At 49.0% G+C, this 24,059-nt stretch carries 14 protein-coding genes; 10 read left to right on the top strand and 4 right to left on the bottom strand.

The genetic code is table 11. The features are described from left to right. The first annotated feature begins 125 nt into the window (after nucleotides 1-125). The 3 genes from DCW36_RS20455 (at nucleotide 126) to DCW36_RS20445 (ending at nucleotide 3,727) form a co-directional block, all read left to right on the top strand. Entirely contained in the window at nucleotides 126-1,454 is a 1,329-nt protein-coding gene (locus tag DCW36_RS20455) for an O-acetylhomoserine aminocarboxypropyltransferase/cysteine synthase family protein (protein WP_114782667.1), read from the top strand. Nucleotides 1,455-1,464: 10 nt separating this feature from the next. Then, nucleotides 1,465-2,526 carry a homoserine O-acetyltransferase family protein gene (locus tag DCW36_RS20450; RefSeq protein WP_114782666.1) on the top strand — a complete coding sequence of 354 codons (1,062 nt, stop codon included), beginning with the start codon at nucleotides 1,465-1,467 and terminating at the stop codon, nucleotides 2,524-2,526. Between the two features lie 583 nt (nucleotides 2,527-3,109). Then, nucleotides 3,110-3,727 carry a hypothetical protein gene (locus tag DCW36_RS20445; protein ID WP_128397001.1) on the top strand — a complete coding sequence of 206 codons (618 nt, stop codon included), beginning with the start codon at nucleotides 3,110-3,112 and terminating at the stop codon, nucleotides 3,725-3,727. 73 nt (nucleotides 3,728-3,800) lie between these two features. On the opposite strand, the gene lysA is transcribed toward DCW36_RS20445, so the two are convergent. Further along, on the bottom strand, nucleotides 3,801-4,946 hold the full coding sequence (gene lysA, locus DCW36_RS20440) for a diaminopimelate decarboxylase (RefSeq protein ID WP_114782664.1): 1,146 nt from the start codon (nucleotides 4,944-4,946) through the stop codon (nucleotides 3,801-3,803). Further along, on the bottom strand, nucleotides 4,939-6,270 hold the full coding sequence (locus DCW36_RS20435; RefSeq protein WP_114782663.1) for an aspartate kinase: 1,332 nt from the start codon (nucleotides 6,268-6,270) through the stop codon (nucleotides 4,939-4,941). Before DCW36_RS20435 ends, lysA begins: the two co-directional genes overlap by 8 nt. 466 nt (nucleotides 6,271-6,736) lie before the next feature. Between DCW36_RS20435 and DCW36_RS20430 the strand changes: the two genes are divergently transcribed. The 7 genes from DCW36_RS20430 (at nucleotide 6,737) to DCW36_RS20400 (ending at nucleotide 17,367) form a co-directional block, all read left to right on the top strand. Further along, entirely contained in the window at nucleotides 6,737-7,171 is a 435-nt protein-coding gene (locus DCW36_RS20430; protein WP_114782662.1) for a response regulator, read from the top strand. Nucleotides 7,172-7,390: 219 nt separating this feature from the next. After that, nucleotides 7,391-11,440: a response regulator gene (locus DCW36_RS20425; RefSeq protein WP_114782661.1), complete on the top strand. Its 4,050-nt coding sequence runs from the start codon at nucleotides 7,391-7,393 to the stop codon at nucleotides 11,438-11,440. Between the two features lie 212 nt (nucleotides 11,441-11,652). After that, nucleotides 11,653-12,486: a CheR family methyltransferase gene (locus tag DCW36_RS20420; protein ID WP_114782660.1), complete on the top strand. Its 834-nt coding sequence runs from the start codon at nucleotides 11,653-11,655 to the stop codon at nucleotides 12,484-12,486. Continuing rightward, complete coding sequence (locus DCW36_RS20415) at nucleotides 12,483-13,043, top strand: chemotaxis protein CheB (protein ID WP_114782659.1); 561 nt, start codon at nucleotides 12,483-12,485, stop codon at nucleotides 13,041-13,043. Before DCW36_RS20420 ends, DCW36_RS20415 begins: the two co-directional genes overlap by 4 nt. Nucleotides 13,044-13,257: 214 nt before the next feature. Then, entirely contained in the window at nucleotides 13,258-15,117 is a 1,860-nt protein-coding gene (locus tag DCW36_RS20410; protein ID WP_114782658.1) for a PAS domain S-box protein, read from the top strand. Between the two features lie 3 nt (nucleotides 15,118-15,120). Next, a complete protein-coding gene (locus tag DCW36_RS20405) occupies nucleotides 15,121-15,564 on the top strand; it encodes a response regulator (protein ID WP_114782657.1) in 444 nt (147 codons plus the stop codon). A gap of 30 nt (nucleotides 15,565-15,594) precedes the next feature. Beyond that, nucleotides 15,595-17,367: a PAS domain S-box protein gene (locus tag DCW36_RS20400; protein WP_114782656.1), complete on the top strand. Its 1,773-nt coding sequence runs from the start codon at nucleotides 15,595-15,597 to the stop codon at nucleotides 17,365-17,367. A gap of 177 nt (nucleotides 17,368-17,544) precedes the next feature. Here DCW36_RS20400 and DCW36_RS20395 read toward each other — a convergent pair whose 3' ends face one another. Further along, a complete protein-coding gene (locus DCW36_RS20395; RefSeq protein WP_114782655.1) occupies nucleotides 17,545-22,002 on the bottom strand; it encodes a T9SS type A sorting domain-containing protein in 4,458 nt (1,485 codons plus the stop codon). Nucleotides 22,003-22,818: 816 nt separating this feature from the next. Continuing rightward, nucleotides 22,819-24,003 (bottom strand): iron-containing alcohol dehydrogenase, encoded by a 1,185-nt coding sequence (locus DCW36_RS20390; protein WP_114782654.1) that lies wholly within the window; start codon nucleotides 24,001-24,003, stop codon nucleotides 22,819-22,821. Nucleotides 24,004-24,059 lie beyond the last annotated feature (56 nt).

Below are 24,059 nucleotides of genomic sequence, written 5' to 3'. Positions count from 1 at the left end.
TCTGCCTGCATCCTGCGGCGTGCACAATGCTACAGGAAAATTGCTGCAGCCCTTCAGAGGCATATACGTACCCAAAGAACCTTTTAAAAAAACATTATTGTTAAATCCTTTAAAGCTGATTGAACATGTCTGAAACCTTACATTTCGAAACTCTACAACTACATGCCGGCCAGGAAGTAGATCCCACCACCCAGTCACGTGCGGTGCCTATTTACCAGACCACCTCGTATACGTTTAAAAATGCCGAACACGGAGCCAACCTGTTTGCCCTGAAAGAGTTTGGCAATATTTATACCCGCATCATGAACCCGACTACCGACGTGTTTGAAAAACGCGTGGCAGCTTTGGAAGGTGGTGTGGCGGCACTGGCTGTAGCATCCGGGCAGGCGGCACAGTTTATTGCCATTAACAACATCATGCAGGCCGGCGATAACTTTGTAACCACCAGCAACCTGTATGGCGGCACGTACAACCAGTTTAAAGTTTCTTTCAAACGCCTGGGTATCGAGGCGCGCTTCACAGCCGGCGATGCCGTGGAAGAATACGAGAAACTGATCGACGAGAACACCAAGGCCATTTACCTGGAAACAATCGGGAACCCGCGTTTCAATATTCCGGATTTCGAAGCCATTGCTGCGCTTGCTAAAAAACACGACCTCCCGCTGATCGTGGACAATACCTTTGGCGCCGGCGGTTACCTGTTCCGTCCGCTGGAGCATGGCGCCAATGTGGTGGTGGAATCGGCTACCAAGTGGATTGGCGGTCATGGCACCAGTATTGGCGGCGTGATTGTAGACGGCGGTAACTTTAACTGGGGCAACGGCAAATACCCGCAATTCTCGGAACCTGCCGAAGGCTACCACGGTCTTAACTTCTGGGAAGTATTCGGAACAGATGGTCCGTTTGGCAACATTGCCTTTGCCATCCGCGCCCGCGTGGAAGGCCTGCGCGACTTCGGTCCGGCCCTGAGCCCGTTCAACTCCTTCCTGTTGCTGCAGGGCCTGGAAACACTTTCGCTGCGCGTAGACCGTACAGTACAGAACGCACTGGAACTGGCGCAATGGCTGGAGCAGCACGAGCAGGTAGAATCGGTAAATTACCCGGGACTGGAAAGCAGCCAATACCACAACCTGGCCAAGAAATACCTGAAGCGCGGCTTTGGCGGTGTGCTTTCTTTCCGTATAAAAGGAGGCAAGGCACAGGCCGAGAAGTTTGTAAACAGCCTGCAACTGGTAAGCCACCTGGCCAACGTAGGCGACGCCAAAACATTGATTATACACCCGGCTTCTACCACCCACCAGCAGCTTTCCGATGCGGAACAACTGAGTGCAGGTGTAGAACCTACCTTACTGCGTGTGTCGGCAGGTATCGAACACATACAGGATATTAAAGCTGATTTTGAACAGGCGTTTTCCAAGGTGCTGACGGCACAGGATGAGCCTATCCTAAAATAACTTATTACGAATGCCAGAGCAGCATCTGTACCAGTACCAACAACCTTTTAAACTGGAGTCCGGTGAATCTTTACCGGGCTTCCAGCTTGCTTATACTACTTACGGAAAACTGAGCCCCCAGCGCGACAACGTGGTGTGGGTTTGCCACGCCCTTACCGGCAATTCCGACTTTACCGAATGGTGGCCCGGCCTCTTCGGCGAAGGCAAAGTATACGATCCTGCTGACTGGTTTATTGTGTGCGCCAACACCCTTGGCGGCTGTTACGGTTCCACCGGCCCCTTGTCGGTAAACCCGGCAACGCAGGAACCTTATTACCACGCTTTCCCCGAGTTAACCAACCGCGACATTGTAGATGCTTTTGATCTGCTCCGAAAGGAACTGGGGCTGGAGAAAGTACATACCCTGATTGGCGGCTCGCTGGGCGGGCAACAGGCAATGGAGTGGGCCATCAAAAGCCCGGAAGTGTTTGAGCGACTGATTCACGTTGCCTCCAACGCACGCCACTCGGCCTGGGGCATTGCCTTCAACGAAAGCCAGCGCATGGCTATCCGCCTCGACTCGACCTGGGCCACCAACTCCGAAACAGCCGGCCTGGAGGGGCTTAAAACCGCCCGGTCGATTGCCATGCTTTCGTACAGGCATTACAATTCATACGAAAAGTCACAAACCGATACCGACTACAACATCAAGGACGGCTATCGCGCCACCTCTTACCAGCTTTACCAGGGCGAGAAACTGGCCAAACGATTCAATGCCTATACCTACTGGCTTTTATCCAAGGCAATGGATTCGCACCATGTGGGGCGGCACCGGGGCGGGCTGCACCAGGCACTGCATTTGCTGAAAGCAAGAACCCTGTTTGTGGGCGTTGATTCCGATCTGCTTTTCCCGCTCACCGAGCAGCAGCACCTGCACGAACACGTGCCTGGCTCTGTGCTAAGCGTTATCCATTCGGACTACGGGCACGACGGTTTCCTGGTAGAAACGGCACAGCTGGCGCATGCTATTCAAAAATTTTACGAAGAAGAAAACACACACGAACCCCTGGTATTCGAGAACAGGGAACGATAAAACCTAACCAGGCAATCACCTGAAAGAAAAAAACTGCCACCTGCCTGGTTTCCGGAACCGGTCAGGTGGCAGTTTTATGTTTGCGGGCAAAGTAGTAGCAACCTGCATTCTCCTGTAACGAGGAGACAACCCTCTCCTGCACCGGCTCATCCAAAAAATTCTGCTGCCCCAGCCACCACTCCCACTGCTCCCAACCAACCGCTTACAGGTGCACCAGCGCATGCACACGCATTACTGGTTCCTACAGCGCAAAAACACTTTTTAGCGCTACACCCGAAGCATTCCCGGATACCTTTTCAAACGCAATAGCTGCAGAAGCAGAGGGAAATGCAGCCTTTAGCCAGCCGGGAAAGAATATTCCAAAAACTATATAAATAGAACAAAATAAAGGCAACCAAAATTTAGATAAAAAATATTTGCTTTTTTATCAACAATAACACACCCCTTTCACGGTGCCCGCCGTAGAAGAAAATAGGCATAATTGCTAAAAAAGTATCCCAGAACGATTAATTTCCATAAACAAATGAGACAATATTTATCTTCATTATTCTATGCTATAATTGCACTTTTTCTTTACTCTTGTATGGATAACAGCGCTTCGCCTGTACGTAATGTGCGTTTTGCCCCCGAGTTGCTGAACAGGTCACAACTTACCATCGCTAACACTGCAGGCAATTACTACTTCACACAAAACAACAAGAAAAAACTTCTTGGAGCCGTTTATACCAAACAAGTACTGGTAACTTTCAGATCTGATCTAAACGCTGCAGCACAACAGGAAGTACTGAACAACCTGGGCTTTGTAAAAGCACTCGTCAGACCAGCCGGTTCCGGTTCAGAAATTGTTTACGCGCTGGAACTGATGGATGGTTTAAACCCGGTACAGGTAGAGCAGGCATTGCTGGAGCTACAGAAAAGACCGGAAATTACCTATGCGGCTCCATATTTCCTGGCAGGCAAGCAACTGATGGGGGTGAGTAACGAACTGAAAGTGCAGCTGAACAACAAAGAGCAGCGGAAGGAATTTGAGCAGTTGCTCCACTCGGTAAATGCCACTGTACAGCAGCAGCTGGATGAACAAACCTTTGTAGTACAGGTAGACAAAAACTCAAAAGGCAACGCATTGGCACTCGCCAATTTCCTGAGCACGCAGCACACTATTGCCACGGCAGAACCAACCTTCCTGACTTCTGCCTTGTAGCTGAATAGTATCAACAAAAAAAGAGGCTGTCCTGACAATCCGGGACAGCCTCTTTTTTGATATAGCAACTGAACTAGTTCAGGTAAACCGCCTGGGCTTTATCGCGCAGGTTGTACTGCGACGCCATCACCTCGCCATAAGCGCCTGCTGTGCGTATGGCAATCAGGTCGCCACGGTTGGTTTCCGGTAACATGACGGCTTTCCCGAAGCAGTCAGAAGATTCGCAGATAGGACCTACCACATCGTACTTATCTTCCGATAGTTGGCTGCTCATGTTCTCAATCTTGTGGTAAGACTGGTAGAGCGCCGGACGAATCAGTTCGGTCATGCCGGCATCCAGGATGGCAAAATTGGTGGTCATGCCTTTCTTAATGTAAAGCACCTTCGAGATAAGCGACCCACACTGCGCCACCAGCGCCCTGCCCAGCTCAAAATGCACCTGCTGCCCGGGCCTCAGCTCCAGGAACTGGTTGAACAAACTGAAATAGGCCTCGAAGTCAGGAATCGGGTGCTCCTCCGGGTGGTAGTAATCCACGCCTAAGCCACCGCCAACATTGATATGCTCCAGCGCCACATTATGCGACAGGAACCACTCCTGGAACTCGTTTACCCGCGTGCACAGGTTCCGGAACGCCGACAGGTCAGTAATCTGGGAGCCAATATGGAAGTGGATGCCAATCAACCGCAGGTGCTGCAGTTGCTGTAGCTGCTTCAGCACATCCGGCAGTTCCCAGGAATTAATACCGAACTTGTTTTCCTCCAGGCCTGTGGTTATGTACTTGTGCGTGTTGGCATTCACATTCGGGTTGATGCGCAGCGCAATACGTGCAACCGTATTCTTCTCTGCTGCCAGCTCGTTCAGCACTGCCAGCTCATGCGATGACTCGCAGTTGAAGCAGAAGATATCCTGCTCCAGCGCAAAGTTTATCTCGGCATCCGACTTACCCACCCCGGCAAACACCACATGGTCCGGGCTAAAGCCGCTTTCGATGGCACGCCTGATCTCGTTTCCGCTCACACAGTCAGCACCCAGGCCGGCTGCCACCATTTCGGTAAGAATAGGACTGTTAGTATTGGCTTTCAGGGCATAATGCACCTGGAAATTATACTTGTCTGCTTCCTTTTTTACCTGTTGCAGGGTCTGGCGCAAGAGTTTGAGATCGTACGCAAAAAAAGGAGTAGGATGCTGCTCTAGCTCCTGCAGATAATCTTTAAGCATTAGCCATGCTCCTTTCAAAAATATGCTCGTTCAGCAAAGTCAGCGCTTTCACTTTATCCGTAGTGTTTACGAGCACGCTCACGTTGCTTTTGCTTCCGCCAAACGAAATCATGCGCAACGGAACATCCTTCAGCGCTTCGAATACTTTAAAGCTGGTTTCGCTTTTCTCGGCAATAAAGTCGCCCACCACGCAGATAATTGTCTGGTTCGTGTCTACCTCTACCTGGCCAAACTCCTTCAGCTCCGCCACAATTTCTTCCAGGTGCTTCGGATTATCGATTGTCAGGGATACAGCCACTTCCGAAGTAGTGATCATGTCGATAGGCGTTTTGTAACGCTCGAACACTTCGAACACGCTTCGCAGGAAACCATACGCCAGCAGCATGCGCCCGGACTTGATTTTAATAGCCGTGATATCATCTTTGGCAGCTACTGCTTTGATCCCCCCTCCTGCTCTTTCGGACGTGATGGTGGTGCCTTTGGCTTCCGGCTGCATGGTATTTAACAGGCGCACCGGAATGTTTTTCAGTTTGGCAGGAAGCACGCTGGATGGGTGCAGAATTTTAGCCCCGAAATAAGCCAGTTCAGCGGCCTCGTCAAACGAAAGTTCGGCAATCGGATGCGTGTTTTTCACAATACGCGGGTCGTTGTTGTGCATGCCGTCGATGTCGGTCCATATCTGGATTTCAGAAGCATCGATGGCAGCGCCAATCAGCGAGGCAGAATAGTCGGAGCCGCCACGCTTCAGGTTGTCTATTTCGCCGAAGGTGTTGCGGCAGATGTAGCCCTGCGTAATGAACAGGTTTGTATCCGGGTATTTCTCCAGCTCAGCTTTCAGGTTTTTGGAGATAAAGTCCAGGTCAGGCTCTTCGTTCTCGTCGATACGCATAAAGTTAAGCGCCGGCAGCAGCACCGACGGGATCGGCTGTTCTTCCAGGAAGAACTGGAAAAGCGCTGTAGACAGCAGCTCGCCCTGCGCCAGGATGGCGCGCTCCTCGTGTACGGTAAACAGGTCTGTTGTAAAACCCCGGATATAATCAAAATGCGTCGTGATCAGCTCCAGCGCCTGTTTCTTCTTTTCGTCTGTCTGGTAGAGCGAATCCACTACCTGTTTATATTTATCATGCAGCGCATCGATCAGCGCATTAGCTTCGTCATAGGCATTCTGGTACAGCTTCTCGCCGATCTGTACCAGGTTGTTCGTAGTGCCCGACATGGCCGATAGCACTACAATTTTAGGTTCGCCATCATTGATCAGGCCAGACACAGCCTTCATTCTCTCGGCAGAACCTACTGAGGTACCTCCAAACTTTAAAATTTTCATTTAGTTAGCTATGAAAATGTGATTAATGTATTCAGGTGCAAAAGTAGCAAAAATTGCCCACTATTCTGTACAAACCCAACGATTTAGCAGGCATAATCCGCATAAAAGTATCCCGCTTCTTTTGGCCCGTGTTTTTATGCCGGGCCTTTCTTTTATTAGATGAACTTGTAACATAAAAAAATTTAGAAGAGAAAATTTATTTTTTGCAATTTCAGGTTGATTTTATCTGCATAAATCACAATGTTTGCATATTATTATTCTTACACTGGAAAACTATTTTCAATATAACCACTTTTATTAAACTAACAATATTCTTATTAAATAGTTGAGACGCGATTAGAAATTCAACTATTTCAGGTTCATTCCAGTACATTTTTGATAGCATACGTATAAAACTCGAAAGATAGTAATATTTAAAGCATAACCTTTCCTGGCTTAATAATCTGGCTTTATACTTAGAAATATTATGATAGACAAAATAGTGCTTATCGATGATGATGAAATTACATTGATGATATGTGAGCTTGTTATCAAGGCCGAAAAATTTGCCTCTGAAGTATTAATGTTTAAAAACGGCCGGGAGGGGATAGATTATTTTGAAAAGCTAGAGATCGAACTAAAGGAAGGGCATCCGGATAAGGTTCCTGAACTTGTCCTGCTGGACTTAAACATGCCTGTTATGAACGGGTGGGAGTTTCTAGAACATTTTTCCAACAGGTGTGCAGCAAGTTTCCCGGAAGTGAAGATATGTATCCTTAGCTCCTCCGTCGACCCACTGGATATCACCACCTCCACCATCTATCACAATGTAATCGGCTTTATCAACAAGCCTTTAACCATTGAGCGTGTGAACGAGCTGAAGGATAATGCCGAACTGGCACAGTACTTTGACTTCAGTTAATCAGATGCCCGGTTAACGCGCCTGCTTTACCATGTGAACTTAGTTGAGGAAGTGCAGAGGCTGTGGTGGCAGGTGCAGCGCACATTTTGAGTTAAAATAGCAGGCAAACAAAGGAGCTACAGCTGTTTCTTCGCCTCCAAAATTTCAGTTCCCACCTGACAACCAAATAATAGCTCCCATTAAACTACACAAAGACGTAAATAAAGCACCCGTACCTTTATGAAGTTTATCCGCAACCTCTCCATAAAAAACAAGCTGCTGCTAATTTCGCTTATCCCGTTGCTCACCTTGTTTTATTTCCTGGCAGTTGACATTGTTAATAAAGTTGAAAGCAGAAACATAATTCAGCAGGTTTATGACGATGTGCTCAAAGCCGAAGCTATCTCGAATGTGATACACGAAATGCAGCAGGAGCGCGGCTATTCGCTTGGGTACCTGATCAGTGCAGGAAAAGAAGAAAAAAGCGAGTTGTTCGACCAACGGGAGCAGACTGACAAAGCCCTGTTTGCGCTAAGCCAGCTCCTGTTAAACCAGCACACGCACCTGCATGCGGAAAGCCTGCTGGAAAACATTCCGGACCTGCGAAGCCGGATCAATACCTTTTCCGCCACCCCTGACAGCATACGGGATGCTTTTGGCGAAATAAACAGCGCCTTGATTGACGAGGTAAACCGGACAGCCCTTTACTCCAGGAATCCGGAAGTAAAAAACCAGCTGAATGCCCACATGTTCCTGTTGCAGGGGAAAGAATATTTTGGCCGGCTCCGCGCCAGCTTAAAACAAGCCATCCTGGAAGAAGGATTCGCTGGAAATGGTTTTGCCGAATTTTCCTCACTCACGGGAAAGCACGAAGTAAACCTGGAAAACTTCCGTAAGAATGCCTCCGATGAGCTGGCAGCTTATCACCATAAAAAGATGGGAACACCTGCCATCCAACGGGTACGCGACATCATACAGACAGCCTATCAAAATCCTGCTTTCAACCAGTTCCCCTACTCCAGCGATGACTGGTGGATTAATGGCGTTGCCTACCTCAACACCCTCAAAGAAGTAGAAGACCTTTCTTCCATCGCCATCCGGCAAACAGCCGAAGATCAGGTAGCTAAAATATCCGGTGTGCTGGTCCGGAACATTGTAATTGCGCTGGTAATTGTGCTGCTGCTCACGCTGCTGCTGTATTACACCATCAATTACCTGCTTACATCGGTTAAAGATATCAGGCATGCCGCCGACTGCATCGCCCGGGGCGACCTGGATCTCTCGATCCCGGTAAACTCCAGCGATGAGATCGGGAAACTGGCCGTTTCTTTTAACCAGTTGATCCAGGTGTCGAAGGAATACGCGCAGGCGGCCGATATTATTGGCAAAGGCGACTATTCGCCTGTGGTGCCGGTTCGGGGAGAATCAGACAAACTGGGTACCTCCCTCAATAACATGAAAGCCAACCTGCAGGAGCTTTCACACGAAAATGAGATCCGCCACTGGCTCCTGACCGGAAGCAGCGAACTGAACGACCTGATGCGTGGGGAACAGGAGATCGGGGCACTTGCGCAGGAAGTTGTCCGGAAGCTGACGGTGTACCTGGATGCCCTTGTTGGCGCCATTTATCTTGCCGAAAACGATCACCTGAAACTGGCCGGCAGTTATGCCTTTCAATTCCGGAAGGAAAATAACAATACGATTAAGTTAGGCGAAGGCCTGGTGGGGCAGGCCGCCCTGGAAAAGAAGCCGATCATTTTTACGCAGGTTCCGGAAGATTACATCAAAATCAAATCCGGGCTGGGCAATACACCTCCAAAAAATATAGTTGTTTACCCCTTCCTGTACGATGGCCAGCTGAAAGGCGTCATTGAAATTGGCGCTGCCCATGCGTTTTCGGAACATGACCTGAAGTTCCTGGAAACGGTAACGGAGAACATCGGCATAGCCTTTAACTCGTCCCAGTCCAGGACCATATTGAAGGAGCTGCTCGAAGAAACGCAAAAGCAGGCCGAAGAACTGGAAGCGCAGCAGGAAGAGCTACGGCAGATAAATGAAGAACTGCAGGAAAAAACCAACCTGCTCGAAGAATCGGAAGCAGAGCTAAAAGCTCAGCAGGAAGAACTGCAGCAGACAAACGAAGAGCTGGAAGAACAGGCCAACTTACTCGAAGAGCAGAAAAACAAGCTGGAAGTGGCCAAAATGGATATCGAGACCAAAGCCCGCGAACTGGAAATTACCAACAAATACAAGTCGGAGTTCCTGGCCAACATGTCGCACGAGCTGCGTACCCCGCTCAACAGCATCCTGATCCTGGCGCAGCTGCTCGGCGAAAACAAAAATAAAGTGCTGGGTGCAAAAGAAGTGGAGTTTGCCAAAAACATCTACAGTTCGGGCACCGATCTGCTAAACCTCATCAACGAAATCCTGGATCTTTCGAAAGTGGAATCAGGCAAAATCGAGCTGGACATTGAAGAAACCGAACTTCCGGAGGTCAAGGACAACCTGCAGGCCATGTTCCGGGAAATAGCTGTTAACAAAGAGATTGACTTTAAGATAAATTTCAGGAAGGAAGAAATAACCGCAACGTTAACCACCGACAAACAGCGGCTGGAACAAATCCTGAGAAACCTGCTGTCCAACGCTTTCAAGTTTACCGACAAAGGCGGACAAGTAACGCTGGACATTACCACCGTGGTGCCGCCGCACAGGTTGCGCAACAGGAGCCTGCGTACATCAGACAAGGTCCTGGCTTTTTCGGTATCCGACACAGGCATTGGCATTCCGGAAAGCAAGCAGGCCGTCGTATTTGAGGCATTCCAGCAAGCCGACGGCTCCACAAAACGAAAATACGGCGGCACCGGGCTCGGGCTTTCTATCAGCCGCGAACTGGCCAGTGCCTTAGGAGGCGAACTGGTGCTGGAGAGTGAAGAAGGGAAAGGAAGTACCTTCACGCTTTACCTGCCGTTTAAATTTGACCCTTCCAGCGCTGTATCGTTCGAAAAAGAAGTAGCCGTAAAAGTAAAACCGGAAAAACTGCTTCCGCCACCGGAGGTAACGGAACACTTTACGCAACAGGAAGAAGTTTCGGATGACAGGTATGCCATCCAGGAAAATGATAAAGTAATCCTGATCGTGGAAGACGATGTGCCCTTTGCCCATATCCTGCTCAATTTTATCCGGGAAAAAGGGTACCGGGGCATTATGGCGCACCAGGGCAATATGGGACTGAGCCTGGCCAGGCATTACCACCCCGATGCCATCATCCTGGACATGAAGCTGCCGGTGATGGACGGCGCGGAAGTGCTGAAACACCTGAAAAGCGATCCGGACCTGCGTCACATTCCGGTGCAGGTAATTTCCGGTTTCGACCGCCGAAACGAAGGTTTTGACCTGGGAGCTTTTGATTACATAAAAAAGCCAATCACACAGGAGGAGTTAAACGCAGCATTTGGCCGCGTGGAAGAGTTTATCAGCCGGAAACTGAAAAAGCTCCTGATTGTAGAGGACAACAAGCAGCAGAACCTCGCCATCAGGGAACTGGTGAGCAACGGCGATGTGAAGTCCTTTTCGGCTTATACAGGAGAAGAAGCCATTGCCCTGATGCAGAAGGAAAAGTTCGACTGTATCATCATTGACCTTGGCTTACCTGATATGGGCGGCATAGATTTGCTCGAAAAAGTGAAAGCCAACAGCACCCTGAACAAAATACCGGTTATCGTTTATACCGGGAAAGAACTGAGCAAAGAAGAAGCAAGCCGCCTGAATAAACTGGCCAATACGGTCGTGCTGAAAACCGCCGATTCCACGGAGCGCCTGCTGGACGAAACGATCTTGTTCCTGCACAGCGTGGAGGCAAAACTACCGAAGGAAAAACAGCAGATCATCCGGAAGCTCCACCGGACTGATGAGGTGCTGAAGAACAAAAAGGTGCTGATTGTGGATGATGATATGCGCAACATCTACTCCCTCACCAATGCCCTGGAAGAAGAAGGCCTCCGCTGCATTACCGCCGAAAACGGGAAAGAAGCCATTACTATGTTAAAAGAACAACCCGATACAGACATGATCCTGATGGATGTGATGATGCCTGAAATGGACGGTTACGAAGCCACACGGGAAATCCGGAAAATGCCACAGAACGGCAAGCTTCCCATCATTGCCCTGACTGCCAAAGCCATGAAAGGCGACCGGGAAAAATGCCTGGAAGCCGGTATGTCCGATTACATTCCAAAACCGGTAAACATGGAGCAGCTGCTTTCGCTGATGCGCGTGTGGCTGTATAAATAATGGATGTTGCGCAAAAAAAATATTTCCGGCGTTTTCTACATCCATCAATCTGCAGGAACTGCTGCAAAAATTGAGCAGCCGACAAAATAGTAATATTAAAAGATTTACCTGTAACCCAAACAACACCTGCACGTAAAGGTGCTTAGTCCAATCAAACCGATAAAAAATTAACTTAACCAATCAATGGCACCGAGGGCGCAACGAAAACAGGGATGATAACTAGTGCCGATATAAAGAACCTGCTGGAATCCATCCGTTTTAAGTACGGGTATGATTTTACAGATTACGCCGAAGCGTCCGCTACCCGGCGAATCGCTCAGTTTATGAAAACCAACCGGATCGGTACCGTACCCGAGCTGGAAAAAATCCTGTTGCGGGACGAGGAAACCTTTGCCCGTTTTATCCTTGAATTTACTGTTAACGTCACGGAGATGTTCCGCGACCCGCCGTTTTACAAAAGCCTTCGCGAAAATGTAATAAAACGGCTGGCGACCTACCCGGTCATCAAAATCTGGATTGCCGGTTGTTCTACCGGAGAAGAGGTGTATTCGATGGCTATTTTGCTGAAGGAAGAGGGTTTGCTCGACCGTTCCGTTATTTACGCCACCGACATTAACCAACGGGCCCTGCAAACTGCCCGGGAAGGTGTTTACCGCATGAGCTTAATGAAAACCTACACCAGCAACTACCAGAAGGCAGGCGGGAAAAGCACTTTTTCTGATTATTATACTGCAAAATACGATTCGGCCCTGATAGACAAGGCGTTGAAACAAAATATTGTTTTTTCCATCCATAACCTGGCTGTCGACAAATCTTTCAATGAGTTTCAGCTGATCCTGTGCCGCAACGTGCTGATCTATTTTAACCAGAGCCTGCAGAACAAGGTCATCAACTTGTTTTATGACAGCCTCAGCCCTTTTGGCTTTCTGGCGTTGGGCAACAAGGAATCGCTGCTTTTTTCTGATAAGCAAAATGATTTTGCCGATGTAGACAAAAGGGAAAGAATTTACAGGAAAGAAAGTAAAAAGCGGGTGGCAAAAACATGAATTACGAAGCCGTTGTTATAGGCACATCGGCAGGAGGCCTGTTTGCTCTTTCAACTATTTTAGAAGCCTTGCCGGCCACATTCACTTTACCCATTGTGGTGGTGCAGCACCGCTCAAAAGAGGAAAGAACCTTGCTGGAGGATGTGCTCTCGCAGAAGTGTGAGATCAGGATCAAACAGGCCGACGAAAAGGAGAAGATCACGCCCGGGACCGTTTATTTTGCTCCGCCCGATTACCACCTGCTAATTGAACAGGACCGCACCTTCTCCTTAACCAGCGATGAGCGGGTAAATTACAGCAGGCCCTCCATCGACGTATTATTTGAAACGGCGGCTTATGTGTACAAAAGCCGGTTATTGGCCATTATTCTCACAGGGGCCAATCACGATGGAGCAGCAGGGATAAAGCGAGCACGAAAAGCAGGAGGCACCACCATTGCACAAAACCCGGCAGAAGCGCAGTATCCTGTTATGCCAAAAGCGGCCATAGATACCGGTTGTATCCAAAAAATACTTAAACTGGAAGAAATAAAGGCATTTTTGATCAAACTTGGTTAACTATAAAAATTTATTGAATATTTTTCTTTGCCGGAGCGTTTTGATTTATCCGTATTTACCGTAAATTGGATAGACATTTATAAAACTATCATTATAGTCAGACAAGTCGTTCGCTCCATTGCCTTCTTTATGCTGAACCTGTAACGCAACAGGTTAGCTCGTTCCAACTAAAACTATGAAAACCGTGTGAGCGATTAGTAGCTGTCTTAATAAAATGTATAGGCGAGAGGAAGTAAATATCTTAATAGTAGACGACAAAGAAAACAACATCTTTGCCCTTGAACAGATGCTTGACAAATCAGGCAGGCGGTTTTTAAGTGCGACCAATGGAAAAGAGGCCCTCAAAACTGTTTTAAACCGGGACATCGATCTGATTATCCTGGATGTGCAGATGCCTGAAATGGATGGCTTTGAGGTGGCCCAGATCCTGAAATCCAACAAAAGGACGAAGGATATCCCCATCATCTTTGCCTCCGCAGAAAAGAAAGAACACCAATTCATGATCAAGGGTTTTGAAGAAGGAGCGATCGACTACCTGTACAAGCCCCTGAACAAGGAAATTACAGAAGCGAAGGTTTCGGTGCTGCTTAAACTGCATTTGCAGAAGAAAAAACTCATCGAAAACAACTTAGCCCTCGAGAAGTTCGCACTGCTGATAAACAATTCAGCAGACATTATCTGCATCATCAATCCGGAAACGCTAACGTTTGAGGAAGTAAACCAGGCCGTAACCAACCTGCTCGGCTACACCATTGAGGAAGTAAAAAATTCGTCGCTGCTGCTTTACCTGACCGAAGAATACCGCCACAGCGTACAGAAACTGAGCAGGCAAACCGCAGAAAACCTGTCGTTCGAGACCCAACTCTACAACAAGAGCCGGAACATTAAGTGGTTTGAGTGGAACATTGTAAACAAAAACGGGCTCTGGTTTGCCAATGCACGGGATATAACGGAGGTAAAAGAAGTTGAGGAAATAAAAAACTACCTGGCTACGGTAGTTAAACAGTCCAACGACGCCATTTACCTGCACAGCCCCGATGGCAGGATTATCTCCTGGAACAATGGCGCCGAAAAAATCTATGGCTTTTCCGAATCGGAAGCATTGAATATGAAAATCTGGAACATCGTACCGGATTTTCTGCTCAACGAATCGCACGACATGATCGAGCGTATCCTGCAGGGGCACCAGATTCATTCCCTCGAAACGAAACGGATAACCAAGTTCGGTAAAATAATAGATGTGGCGTTTTCGGCTTCTGTGCTTACCGATTCTGAAAACAACCTGAAATCCATTGCCATTACCGAACGGAACATCACACTGCAAAAAAAATCGGAACAGGAAATAAAGCAGCTTAATACCGACCTGAGACGGAATGTGTCGCAGCTGGAAGTAACCAACAAGGAACTGGAATCCTTTTCTTATTCCGTCTCGCACGATTTACGCGCCCCGCTCCGGGCCATCAACGGGTATGCCAACATCATTTACGAGGAGTACCATGAACAGATGGACCAGGAACTCCTTCGCCTGCTGCAGATCATCCAGAACAATGCAAAAAAAATGGGCACGCTGATCGACGACCTGCTGGCTTTTTCGAAACTGGGCAGGAAACAGGTGGTAAAGCGTTGTATAGACACAACCGAAATGGTTAACAAGGCATTGCAGGAGTTGGAGAACGGCAACGGACACCAGGTAACTACAAAGGTAAATAACCTGCTGCCAATCGAAGGCGATCCGACGCTGCTCTACCAGGTGTTTATCAACTTAATTTCCAACGCTATAAAATACTCTTCTAAAAAGCCCGAGCCGCAGGTAGAAATCGGTTCTTTTGAAAAAGATGACGAAATTATCTATTTCGTGCGCGACAATGGCACCGGCTTTAACATGGACTATGCCCACAAGCTGTTTGGTGTTTTTCAACGGTTGCACTCCGACGAAGAGTTTGAGGGTACGGGCGTGGGCCTGGCCATTGTGCAACGGGTGGTGGTAAAACACGGCGGCAGGGTGTGGGCAGAGGGAGAAGTTAACAAAGGAGCAACATTTTATTTTTCGTTACCCAAACCTGTAACCATTTAAGTTATGAATAACAAAGTTGATATTTTGCTGGTGGAAGATAATGCAGATGACGCAGAACTTACCATCAGGGCCCTGAAGAAAAACAAATCCGTGCAATCGTTAGTACACCTGAACAGCGGTGAAGAGGCTTTGGATTTTCTTTTTTGCCAGGGCGCCTACGAAGTCCGGAACAGCCGGAACCTACCCAAACTTATTTTACTTGACCTGAAAATGCCCCGGGTCGACGGCATTGAAATTCTGCGACGCATAAAGTGGGATGAACGGACAAAAGTAATTCCTACGGTTGTGCTAACTTCTTCCAAAGAAGAGAAAGATATCCTGGAAACCTATAAACTTGGCGCAAACAGTTATTTTGTAAAACCCGTCGATTTTGAAGGATTTATAGATGCTATTTCCAGTTTAACGAAGTACTGGCTGGAGCTGAATCAGTCTCCTGCAAAATTATAGTGCCACTCTCCTTTTCTCCGCTACACCAAAATGGAAACAACAATTAAGATTTTATTGCTGGAGCATGACCAGCACGACCTGGAACTACTGCAATATCAAATAAAAAAGGCAGGTTTAAAGCATCGTTCAAAAGTTGTTCAGACCAGGGAAGCGTATGAAACCGCATTACTCAACGACTCTCCTGATGTCATTTTATCCGATTACTCCCTCCCCTCCTTCGACGGGCTTTCTGCATTTCATCTAAAACAACGCACCCTGCCACATACCCCCTTTATAATTGTATCCGGTACAATAGGCGAAGAAAAAGCAGTAGAGTTAATTAAATTAGGTGTAACGGATTATGTCCTGAAAGAGAAACTGTACCAGGTCGGTCCAAAAATAGAACGGGCGTTAAAAGAGGCGGCAGACCGGAAACAAAAAGAAACGGCAGAGTTACAGCTGAAACAAAGGGAGGAGCAGCTCCAGAAAATTATGGACCTCTCGCTCGATGTTATCGGAACCATAAACAACGAAGGAAAGATAGAAACGGTAAGTGCTGCATCGGAAGTGGTCTGGGGCTATTCACCGGAAGAAATGATAGGCACAACCCCCTTCGAATATATTTACGAAGAAGATAAGGAGAAGTCTTTTGTTGCCCTGGCTGGTTTAAAGGATGGAATTGATATGCACAATTTCGAGAACCGGATTATTCGTAAAAATGGGGAGCCGGTCACCATGCTTTGGTCCGGACGGTGGCACCCGGCCGATCAGATTGGCTACTTCACGGCCCGCGATATTACGGATATAAAAAAGGCAGAAGAAAAAATAAAAACCAATGAGAAACGGTTCAGAACACTTCTACAGAACAGCACGGATGGATTTATTCTGATAGCTGCCGACGGAACAGTAAAAGAAAGAAGCGCCTCTGCCATCAGGATACTGGAACTGGATGAAAGTAAAATCAACAGTAGATCAAGATTAGATCTTATTCATCCGGATGATCTGGAAGTCTTTAATGATACCCTTGCTCATGTAATGCAAAACCCGAACAGCATTCGTCAGGCAGAAGGGCGGTTCCGGATGCCAGACAACTCTTACAAATGGCTGGATGTAACCCTGCACAACCAGCAGCTCGAACCTGCCGTAGGCGCCATTGTTTTAAATTTCAGGGACATAACAGAACGAAAATTAGCAGAAATAGAACTCGAAAAGAGTGAAGAGAAGTACCGCAACCTGTTTGATTTAAACCCAAGCCCGATGTGGGTATTTGATGTTAACAACTTACAGTTTATCGATGTAAATGAGGCGGCGGTCAGGCTCTACGGCTACAGCAAAGATGAATTTCTTGGCATGACCATAAAAGACATCAGACCGGTGGAAGAGCTCGAAAAATTAGAAGCAGTACTTACTAATAGCAGGAGCAATAGATTCTTTCATGATGTATTCATACATGTAAAGAAAAACGGAGAAGTGATTGATGTAGACATTAAAAGTGACACGGTAAATTTAGGCGATCGAATAGCCCGATTGGTACTCGCTACAGATATTACCGACCAGTTAAAGCACATAAAAGCTGTTGAGGAGCAGAACAAAAAATTACGGGAAATAGCCTGGATGCAGTCGCACATCGTACGAGCACCCTTAGCCCGGATTATGGGTATAGTTGATCTACTGGATAATTATCCACCGGAAAAAGTACGAAACAAAGACTTCCTGCCCATGATTTCATCCTCTGCCCATGAACTGGATGAGATTATCCGGGAAATAGTCCGGAAGGCCGAACGTGTGAAAGAGCAGCCTGTATACAAGGAGCAGCCGGAATAAGCAGCCTGTTCATACTACCGGGTGGCAGTTTTGGGGCTAAAAACTTTGCTGCAGCTGCCACCACAGCCTCTGCTCCTGCCTGATCCTGTACAACCAGCGTTGCTGATGCAAAAAAATGACCACAACAAAAAAGCCGGTACTGCTACCGGCTTTTTTGTTGGCTTCTATAGTTTAAAATTAATTCGACTTCATGATCCTGGTTTTAGCGTCGATGCCATTACCGGTTAGCTTCAGGATGTACACCCCACCTGCCACTGCCTGCATACCCAGTTCCACCTCTGTCAGGCCGCTGCGCAGCTCAACCGTTTTTGTCAGCAGCACCCGGCCCTGCACGTCCAGCAGATGCAGCTGCGCTTTTTCTGCTACAGGAGAAGTTACCGCTATCGTTACCTTGTCGCTGAACGGGTTCGGGTAAGCCTGCAGTTGCAGATTGGCCGCAACACCTTTTGCTTCCACTGCTATCACGTTGCTGTAGCTGTGCTTGCCGTCATAATCGAGCTGCTTCAGGCGGTAGTATGCGCTACCTGCAAGCGGCATTTTGTCGGTGAAGCTGTAGCGGATGGCGGTACTACTGTTGCCCTGACCTTTTACCTCGCCTATGGCTTTGAAGTCGCGCCCGTTGCTGCTGCGTTCTATTATAAATTTATCGTTGTCTTTTTCTGTTGCAGTCAGCCACTGCAGTGCTACAGCGCCATCTGCAACCACGGCCGTAAAGTAAGCCAGTTCCACCGGCAGCGGGGCCAGCAAAGGCATGTCACCATAAATGGTCAGGGTCACAGGAGAATCTGTTGTCTTGCTATAAGCATCCGTTGTTCTGACTGTGAAGCTGTAAGTACCTGCTACCACTGTCGCGCCTGACTTCACGACCACATTTCCGTTGGACAGCAATTCTGCCCAGGCCGGCAGCGAACCGGAAAGTAGTACTGCACCTGTCACCCCACCGTCTGCGTCAGAAGCTGAGGCCAGCACATCGCCGCTTTTGTACTGCGAAGCATATTTTGGCGCTGTGACTACATAAGCAGCCGGGCAGTTAATGGTTATCTGCACACTGCTGAAAGAGGTGGTGTTACTGCCGCCGCAGGTATTGTTGATGGTCCAGGTAAGGGTGTAGGTTCCGGAGCCAAGGCCGCTGACAGTAGCTTTCGGATCGTTGATATTGGAGAACGTCACACCCATTGGTATTCCGCCCGTCATAGACCAGGTGCCTACGCCCGGGGAAGCATAGTTGGCATTCAGCGTAACGGTGCAGCAAACTTCCTGCGCAGTGCCGGCATTGGCAGCAGGGGCCGCTGTACCCGGAGTAGCTGTTACAGTAGTTGCCAGTACTGCATTGGTAGCACAGCCGCCTGTTACTTCTACCCGGAAAGTACGCATTGCTGTCACGCCACCCGCATACGCAGTTGTTCTCGAAACCACCGCACCTGTTCCGGTGAAGGAGGCGCCGATGATATTGTTCAGGTCATCTTTGATCACATAGGTGTAGCCGCTGTTGTACTGGGTAGCCACACTGATGGTAACCTGCTCACCGGCGCAAGGCGCAGGCTTGTCGATGGTAACAGCCTGCGTGAGCGATGGACCCTCTGTTACCGTCACAGTAGCTGTTCTGTCGCTTACGGAGGTACAGCCGCTGGTGGGGGTAATCAGCACACCGAAGGTGGTGCTGGTGTAGCGTGTCAGGTTAGTTGCCATAGTAACAGAAGCCGGTGCCGACGCTCCTATTACCTGCGGTGAACCGATAGTCGCCCTGGTGCTGTAGTTGATCAGTTGGTAGGTGGTGTTGGCCGCAGGTCCGTTCAGTGTAATAGTCGTCGTAACCGAAGAGCAGCCCGAGGTAAAACTGGCAACAAGCGAAGTGGGTTGTGCAGGGGCAGCGGCAACTGTTATGGTTTTATTTCCGCCAATACCTGTAGTCACACAGTCGCTACCTACATCCGTAGCTCTTACCGAAAGCGTGGTAGTAGAAGCTGTAAGCAGATCCGAAGTAAGCGTGATAGCTCCGCCTGTTCCGATTACCGAAGCACCGGTAGGTGTCCCGTTGTTGGTTAACCTGTAGGCAACGCCCACTTCAGAACCGGAAAGGGTAACGGATACAGTGCCGTTGTAGCAGATGGAATTGCTGCCGGCAAAGCTGGTGGTAAAGGCGCTGGAAGGAGGCGTGCACAGCACCGTGGTGGTAACAGGCGCACTCGGGCAACTGCTGGCACTGCTGCTGAAGGTCGCAGCGATTACCGCACCGGTATACACTTCCAGCGGGCTGATGCCGTTAAGTTCCCAAGTACCTGTGGCTGTGGTGGCTACTGGTGCAAACAAAGTTCCGGCGATACTGACCGTTACATAGTAGGTGGTACCGCCTGCACTGGCAGGACCTGTTCCCCGGATAGTTACATACTGCACGCCCGCTGCCGGTTCTGTAACCGGATCTATCGTAAAGGTGGCGCCACCGGGAACTGGTGCGGCAGCTATCGCGGAAACAGCAGCCGAGTTTACGCTTCGCACTTTATTCGCTGCTTTGGCACGGGCAGTAATGGGGGTAGCTGCGGCAATGCCACCGCCTGCTACGCCGGTAAAGCTCGCCGTCCAGTTGCCCTGGGTAGTGACGGTTGCTGTAACCGCTGTCGTAGTTCCGGACAGCACCACCAGTGCGCCATCCCGCAAACCGGCTGTGCCGTTGGTATAAAACTGCAGCACCGTTCCGGCTGCCTCTGTGGAAGTACCCGACAAGGTGGTGACCAACCCGCAACCGGGTGCATTGATAGTGGGTGTGGCTGTGGTGGCTTGTACAGTTAATAAATTCGAAGCGCTGGAGTAGGAATTGGTACAAGTGATCTGGCCGCCACCGGAGAGCGTGATGTCCGTTCTGACACTCAGCACATCGCCTGCCTGCAAGCTTGCTCTGAAAGCATCGGTAAGGGGTATGGTCCAGGTAGTAGTGGCCGTGGTAAACGGTACCGACAAGGCAGAGGCCACCCCGTTCCGGAAAACGACTATATTCCCTTCAATGGACGTACCGCTTAAGGAAAGAGAACCGGAAATGCTGGCAATGTTTGCCGGCACCTCATGCCAGGTAGACGAGGTGGAGTTGCTTTGGGTACTCCCGTCGTAGGTCACACTGGTAATCTGGAGTATCTGCGTATTAACTTTTGGCTGCCCGTTCTGATAGCACAACTGGTTCGACCGCAGCGATTCGCAACCGCTGATGTTGCCGGTTCCATCTAAGGGTGTAACGGTGGCATAATAGCTGTTATCCGCCAACGCTAAATACCCAGTCGACCAGGTGGTGCCCTGTGTCGTTGTATTCCAGTTTACAGAAGTGATAAAACCGCTTCCAACTGAGTAGATCGTGATTCTTTGGTTGCCCGCGTAGCTGGTAGTACCGGTGAATCCTCTTGTGTTTCCGGAGGAGATAAGACCACTAATGACAGGGGCAGGTGTGGCTGTACAGGCTCCGGCCGTAACCGTAACAGGTACCGACAAGGCAGACGTTGCTTTAGAGGCAGGCGTAACCGTAGCCGTAATTGCATCATTTACTGCCAGCACAACACCAGCAGTGACGGTAGCAGACCAGGAGCCATCGGCGCCTACGGTAGCTGTACCGATCTGTGTCGTTACACCGCCGGCGGTTCTGTAAACCAGGATGGCAGAACCCGCTGCCTCCACAGATATTCCTTTTACGGTGGTAGCTCCTGCTATCACCGGACTATTTACCACAGGCGCTGTAGCCTGTATTTTGCCAAAGTCGCCACTCTGGAGCTGGTTCAGGCTGGTAGGCGGGAAAGAACTGACTACATCGGCCCAGGCGCTCTGCTTGCTGTGCCCGTAAGCGGCAAAGTTTACACCGCCCACATCCGATACCGTTCCGCTAACACCACTCTGGGCACTGGTAACCGTGATACCGGACAAGCGCAGGGGTGTCGACGCTGTCAGTAAGTCGGAACCGGTCGTTGGGAAAGCAGCCAAAGGCACATAGAAGTCGTAAAAGTAATCGGTGTTGCCGCTGGCCGTAGAAGCCGCCACCGCCTTCTGCGAGAACTGCTCCACCGAACCGGTCCATATTTTGGAGCCGCCGCTTGCTTTCCCCCGGTGGTCGTAAATACTGACATCGAAGTTAGAGGCAAAAACTACCTCAAATTCAAAACCCGGATTGGGGGTAGTGGCCGGGTTGCCGCCTTCAACCAAATCGCCGAACTGCTGGTTCGTGTCAATCACCACACTGTAGCCTTTCGAAGCTGTGGACGCGCCACCCAGCCTGATGCGGAACATCACGTTTTTACCGTCGAAGTAAGCTGCGATGGGAGAACCTGTTGCCCCGGTGTACTGCGGTGGCGCCAGGTCGGTGTGGCCGCCGCCCGAACCCGTTACAATATCGCCCAATGGTTCATTGCTTAAGGCTGGGAATGGCCGGTAGGTAATTTCACTGTAGCCTGCACGTTCGTCTTTGGTATCTGCAAAACCGGAGGGCACTCTGGCAGCTGAAACATAGCCATCCCCGTTCGGATCGAGCACCAGGTTGCCCCCGCTGGATGCGGGCTTATAAATTAACCCGGGCGTTTGGGCACGTACGCTGCCAGGCTGACAAGCCAATAAAATAACTGCAAAAATTACTACAAAATAGTGACTAAGTTGAATTCTGTTCATTTAAAGTTGGTTTTCGTTTGTACTTTTTTTCTTACCAGGTAGTACAGTTAGATTTTAGACAGATCGGCGGTGGCTGCCCTTTATCTCCTGCTTTACTTGCAGTAGTACATAGAGCAATTCTGTGCCGCAATAGGCCCATTCGGGTTTGGCAGGAGAAAGAGGAAGAGAAAACCAGATAAGTAATTTTACTTATTTAAATATTAAAATTTCTCTATATTTATACGTAGCGGGAGCTCCCCTTGAAAAAGATGAAATTCCCGGAAAAGGAAATTAACACAAGACACTCTCCCATTTCAGGAAGAGAGCAGACACAACAGCCGGGGAAGCAGGTTAAAAAAATACAGGAAAGCGTCGTGAGCAGGTACACCAGCTGTTGCCTCCAGAACTGGAACAGCTATCAAGCTGATGTATAACATCCAAAAAAACAAAAGCTTTTTTCTATAAAAACGTTTGTTTCGTAATTGGTCTGGAAGCTAAGCCAGAAAATTTTATATTGCATAGAGCGGCAGACGAAGCAGGATCATGTCCTACAATTTAGATTTTAAATACCATGCCTGCATACAACTAAACATTTGCAAAAGTCTAAAAACATCTTTTGCTTTACCGAAGTGAATGTTCTAAAAATGCCTTATTTGTGCTCCCTTTCCCATATTGGGAAAGCAGCCACCTCAAAATAAGATGTTTGCTCCTGTTGCTGTGCCAAACCCGCCACAGCACTACAAAAAAAAAGCCGATCCTGGGACCGGCTTTTAACAACAAAAACAGGAACAATTAATTGGAAAAACTGCCAATTTAGCTGACAAAAGGTAAAGCAAGTTAACCTGCATTCGCCTCTTCTACTGCTTCCAACTCGTAAGCTCGTCGGTAGATCTCTTTTATGTCGTCTACAGTTACCTCCCTGGGATTACCGCTGGTACAAACATCGGTAAACGCCTGCTCCGCCAGCCGGTCTATGTCGCCGGAATTAAAAGGGGTTGCTGCCAGCTTTGGAATCTGCAGGTTCTCGGCCATTTCTTTCAGCGCTGTAATGGCTTCCTGCCGGGCTTCTTCCAGTGTCAGGGTTTCCACGTTTCTTCCTAAGGCGATGGCAATGCTGCGGAACTTCTCCGGGCAAACAACCGAGTTAAATTCTTCTACGAAAGGCAGCAGCAGCGCATTGGCAACCCCGTGTGGCAGGTCGTACTCAGAGCCCAGCTGGTGCGCCATGGAATGCACAATGCCTAAGCCGCAGTTGGAGAAGGAAAGACCGGCAATGTACGAGGCCCAGGTCATTTTGGAACGGGCTTCGAGGTTGCTGCCATCTTTTACCGCCGTCTCCAGCGACTCGCCAATCAGCTTTATGGCTTCAAGGGCCAGCGTATCGGAAAGGCGGAAAGCGCCCTTGGTAATGTAGGCTTCGATGGCATGTGTCAGGGCATCCATGCCGGTGGCGGCGGTCAGACCTGCCGGTTTGTTCAGCATCAGTTCTGGATCGTTTACGGCTACCGTTGCCAGCGAATTCGGGTCTACAATCACCATTTTGATTTTGCGGGCTTCGTCGGTAATCACGTAGTTAATAGTAACTTCAGAAGCAGTGCCGGCCGTAGTGTTTACGGCAATAATCGGCACTGATTTGTTTTGGGACTTGCCAATACCTTCGTACTGGGTAATATCGCCGCCGTTGGTGTAGAGAATGCCAATTGCTTTGGCGGCATCCTGTGGCGAACCGCCGCCAACCGACAGAATACCATCGCATTCAAATTCCTGGAATACCTGCAGTCCGTCGTTTACGTTGCGGGTAGTGGGGTTTGGTTTAACCTCATCAAAAATAACATAGTTGATGCCTTCCTTGTCCAGCACATCGGTTACGCGGGCCACCACGCCCACCGCGCGAAGTACCTTATCGGTAACAAGCAGCAGCTTCCGGAGCCCCAGTTTCTTTATTTCCACACCGATCTCTTTCACAGCACCCGGGCCAACCAGGTTGATGGCCGGCCAGTAAATTCGTCGAAAAGTTTCCATAATAATTTATTTCAATTGTTGGTTTGATTTGAAAGGACACAGGTTACCCGGCCAGG

Source organism: Botryobacter ruber (genome assembly GCF_003347595.2).
Taxonomy (GTDB): domain Bacteria; phylum Bacteroidota; class Bacteroidia; order Cytophagales; family Hymenobacteraceae; genus Pontibacter; species Pontibacter ruber_A.
This window is presented reverse-complemented; position numbering and strand designations above follow the sequence as displayed.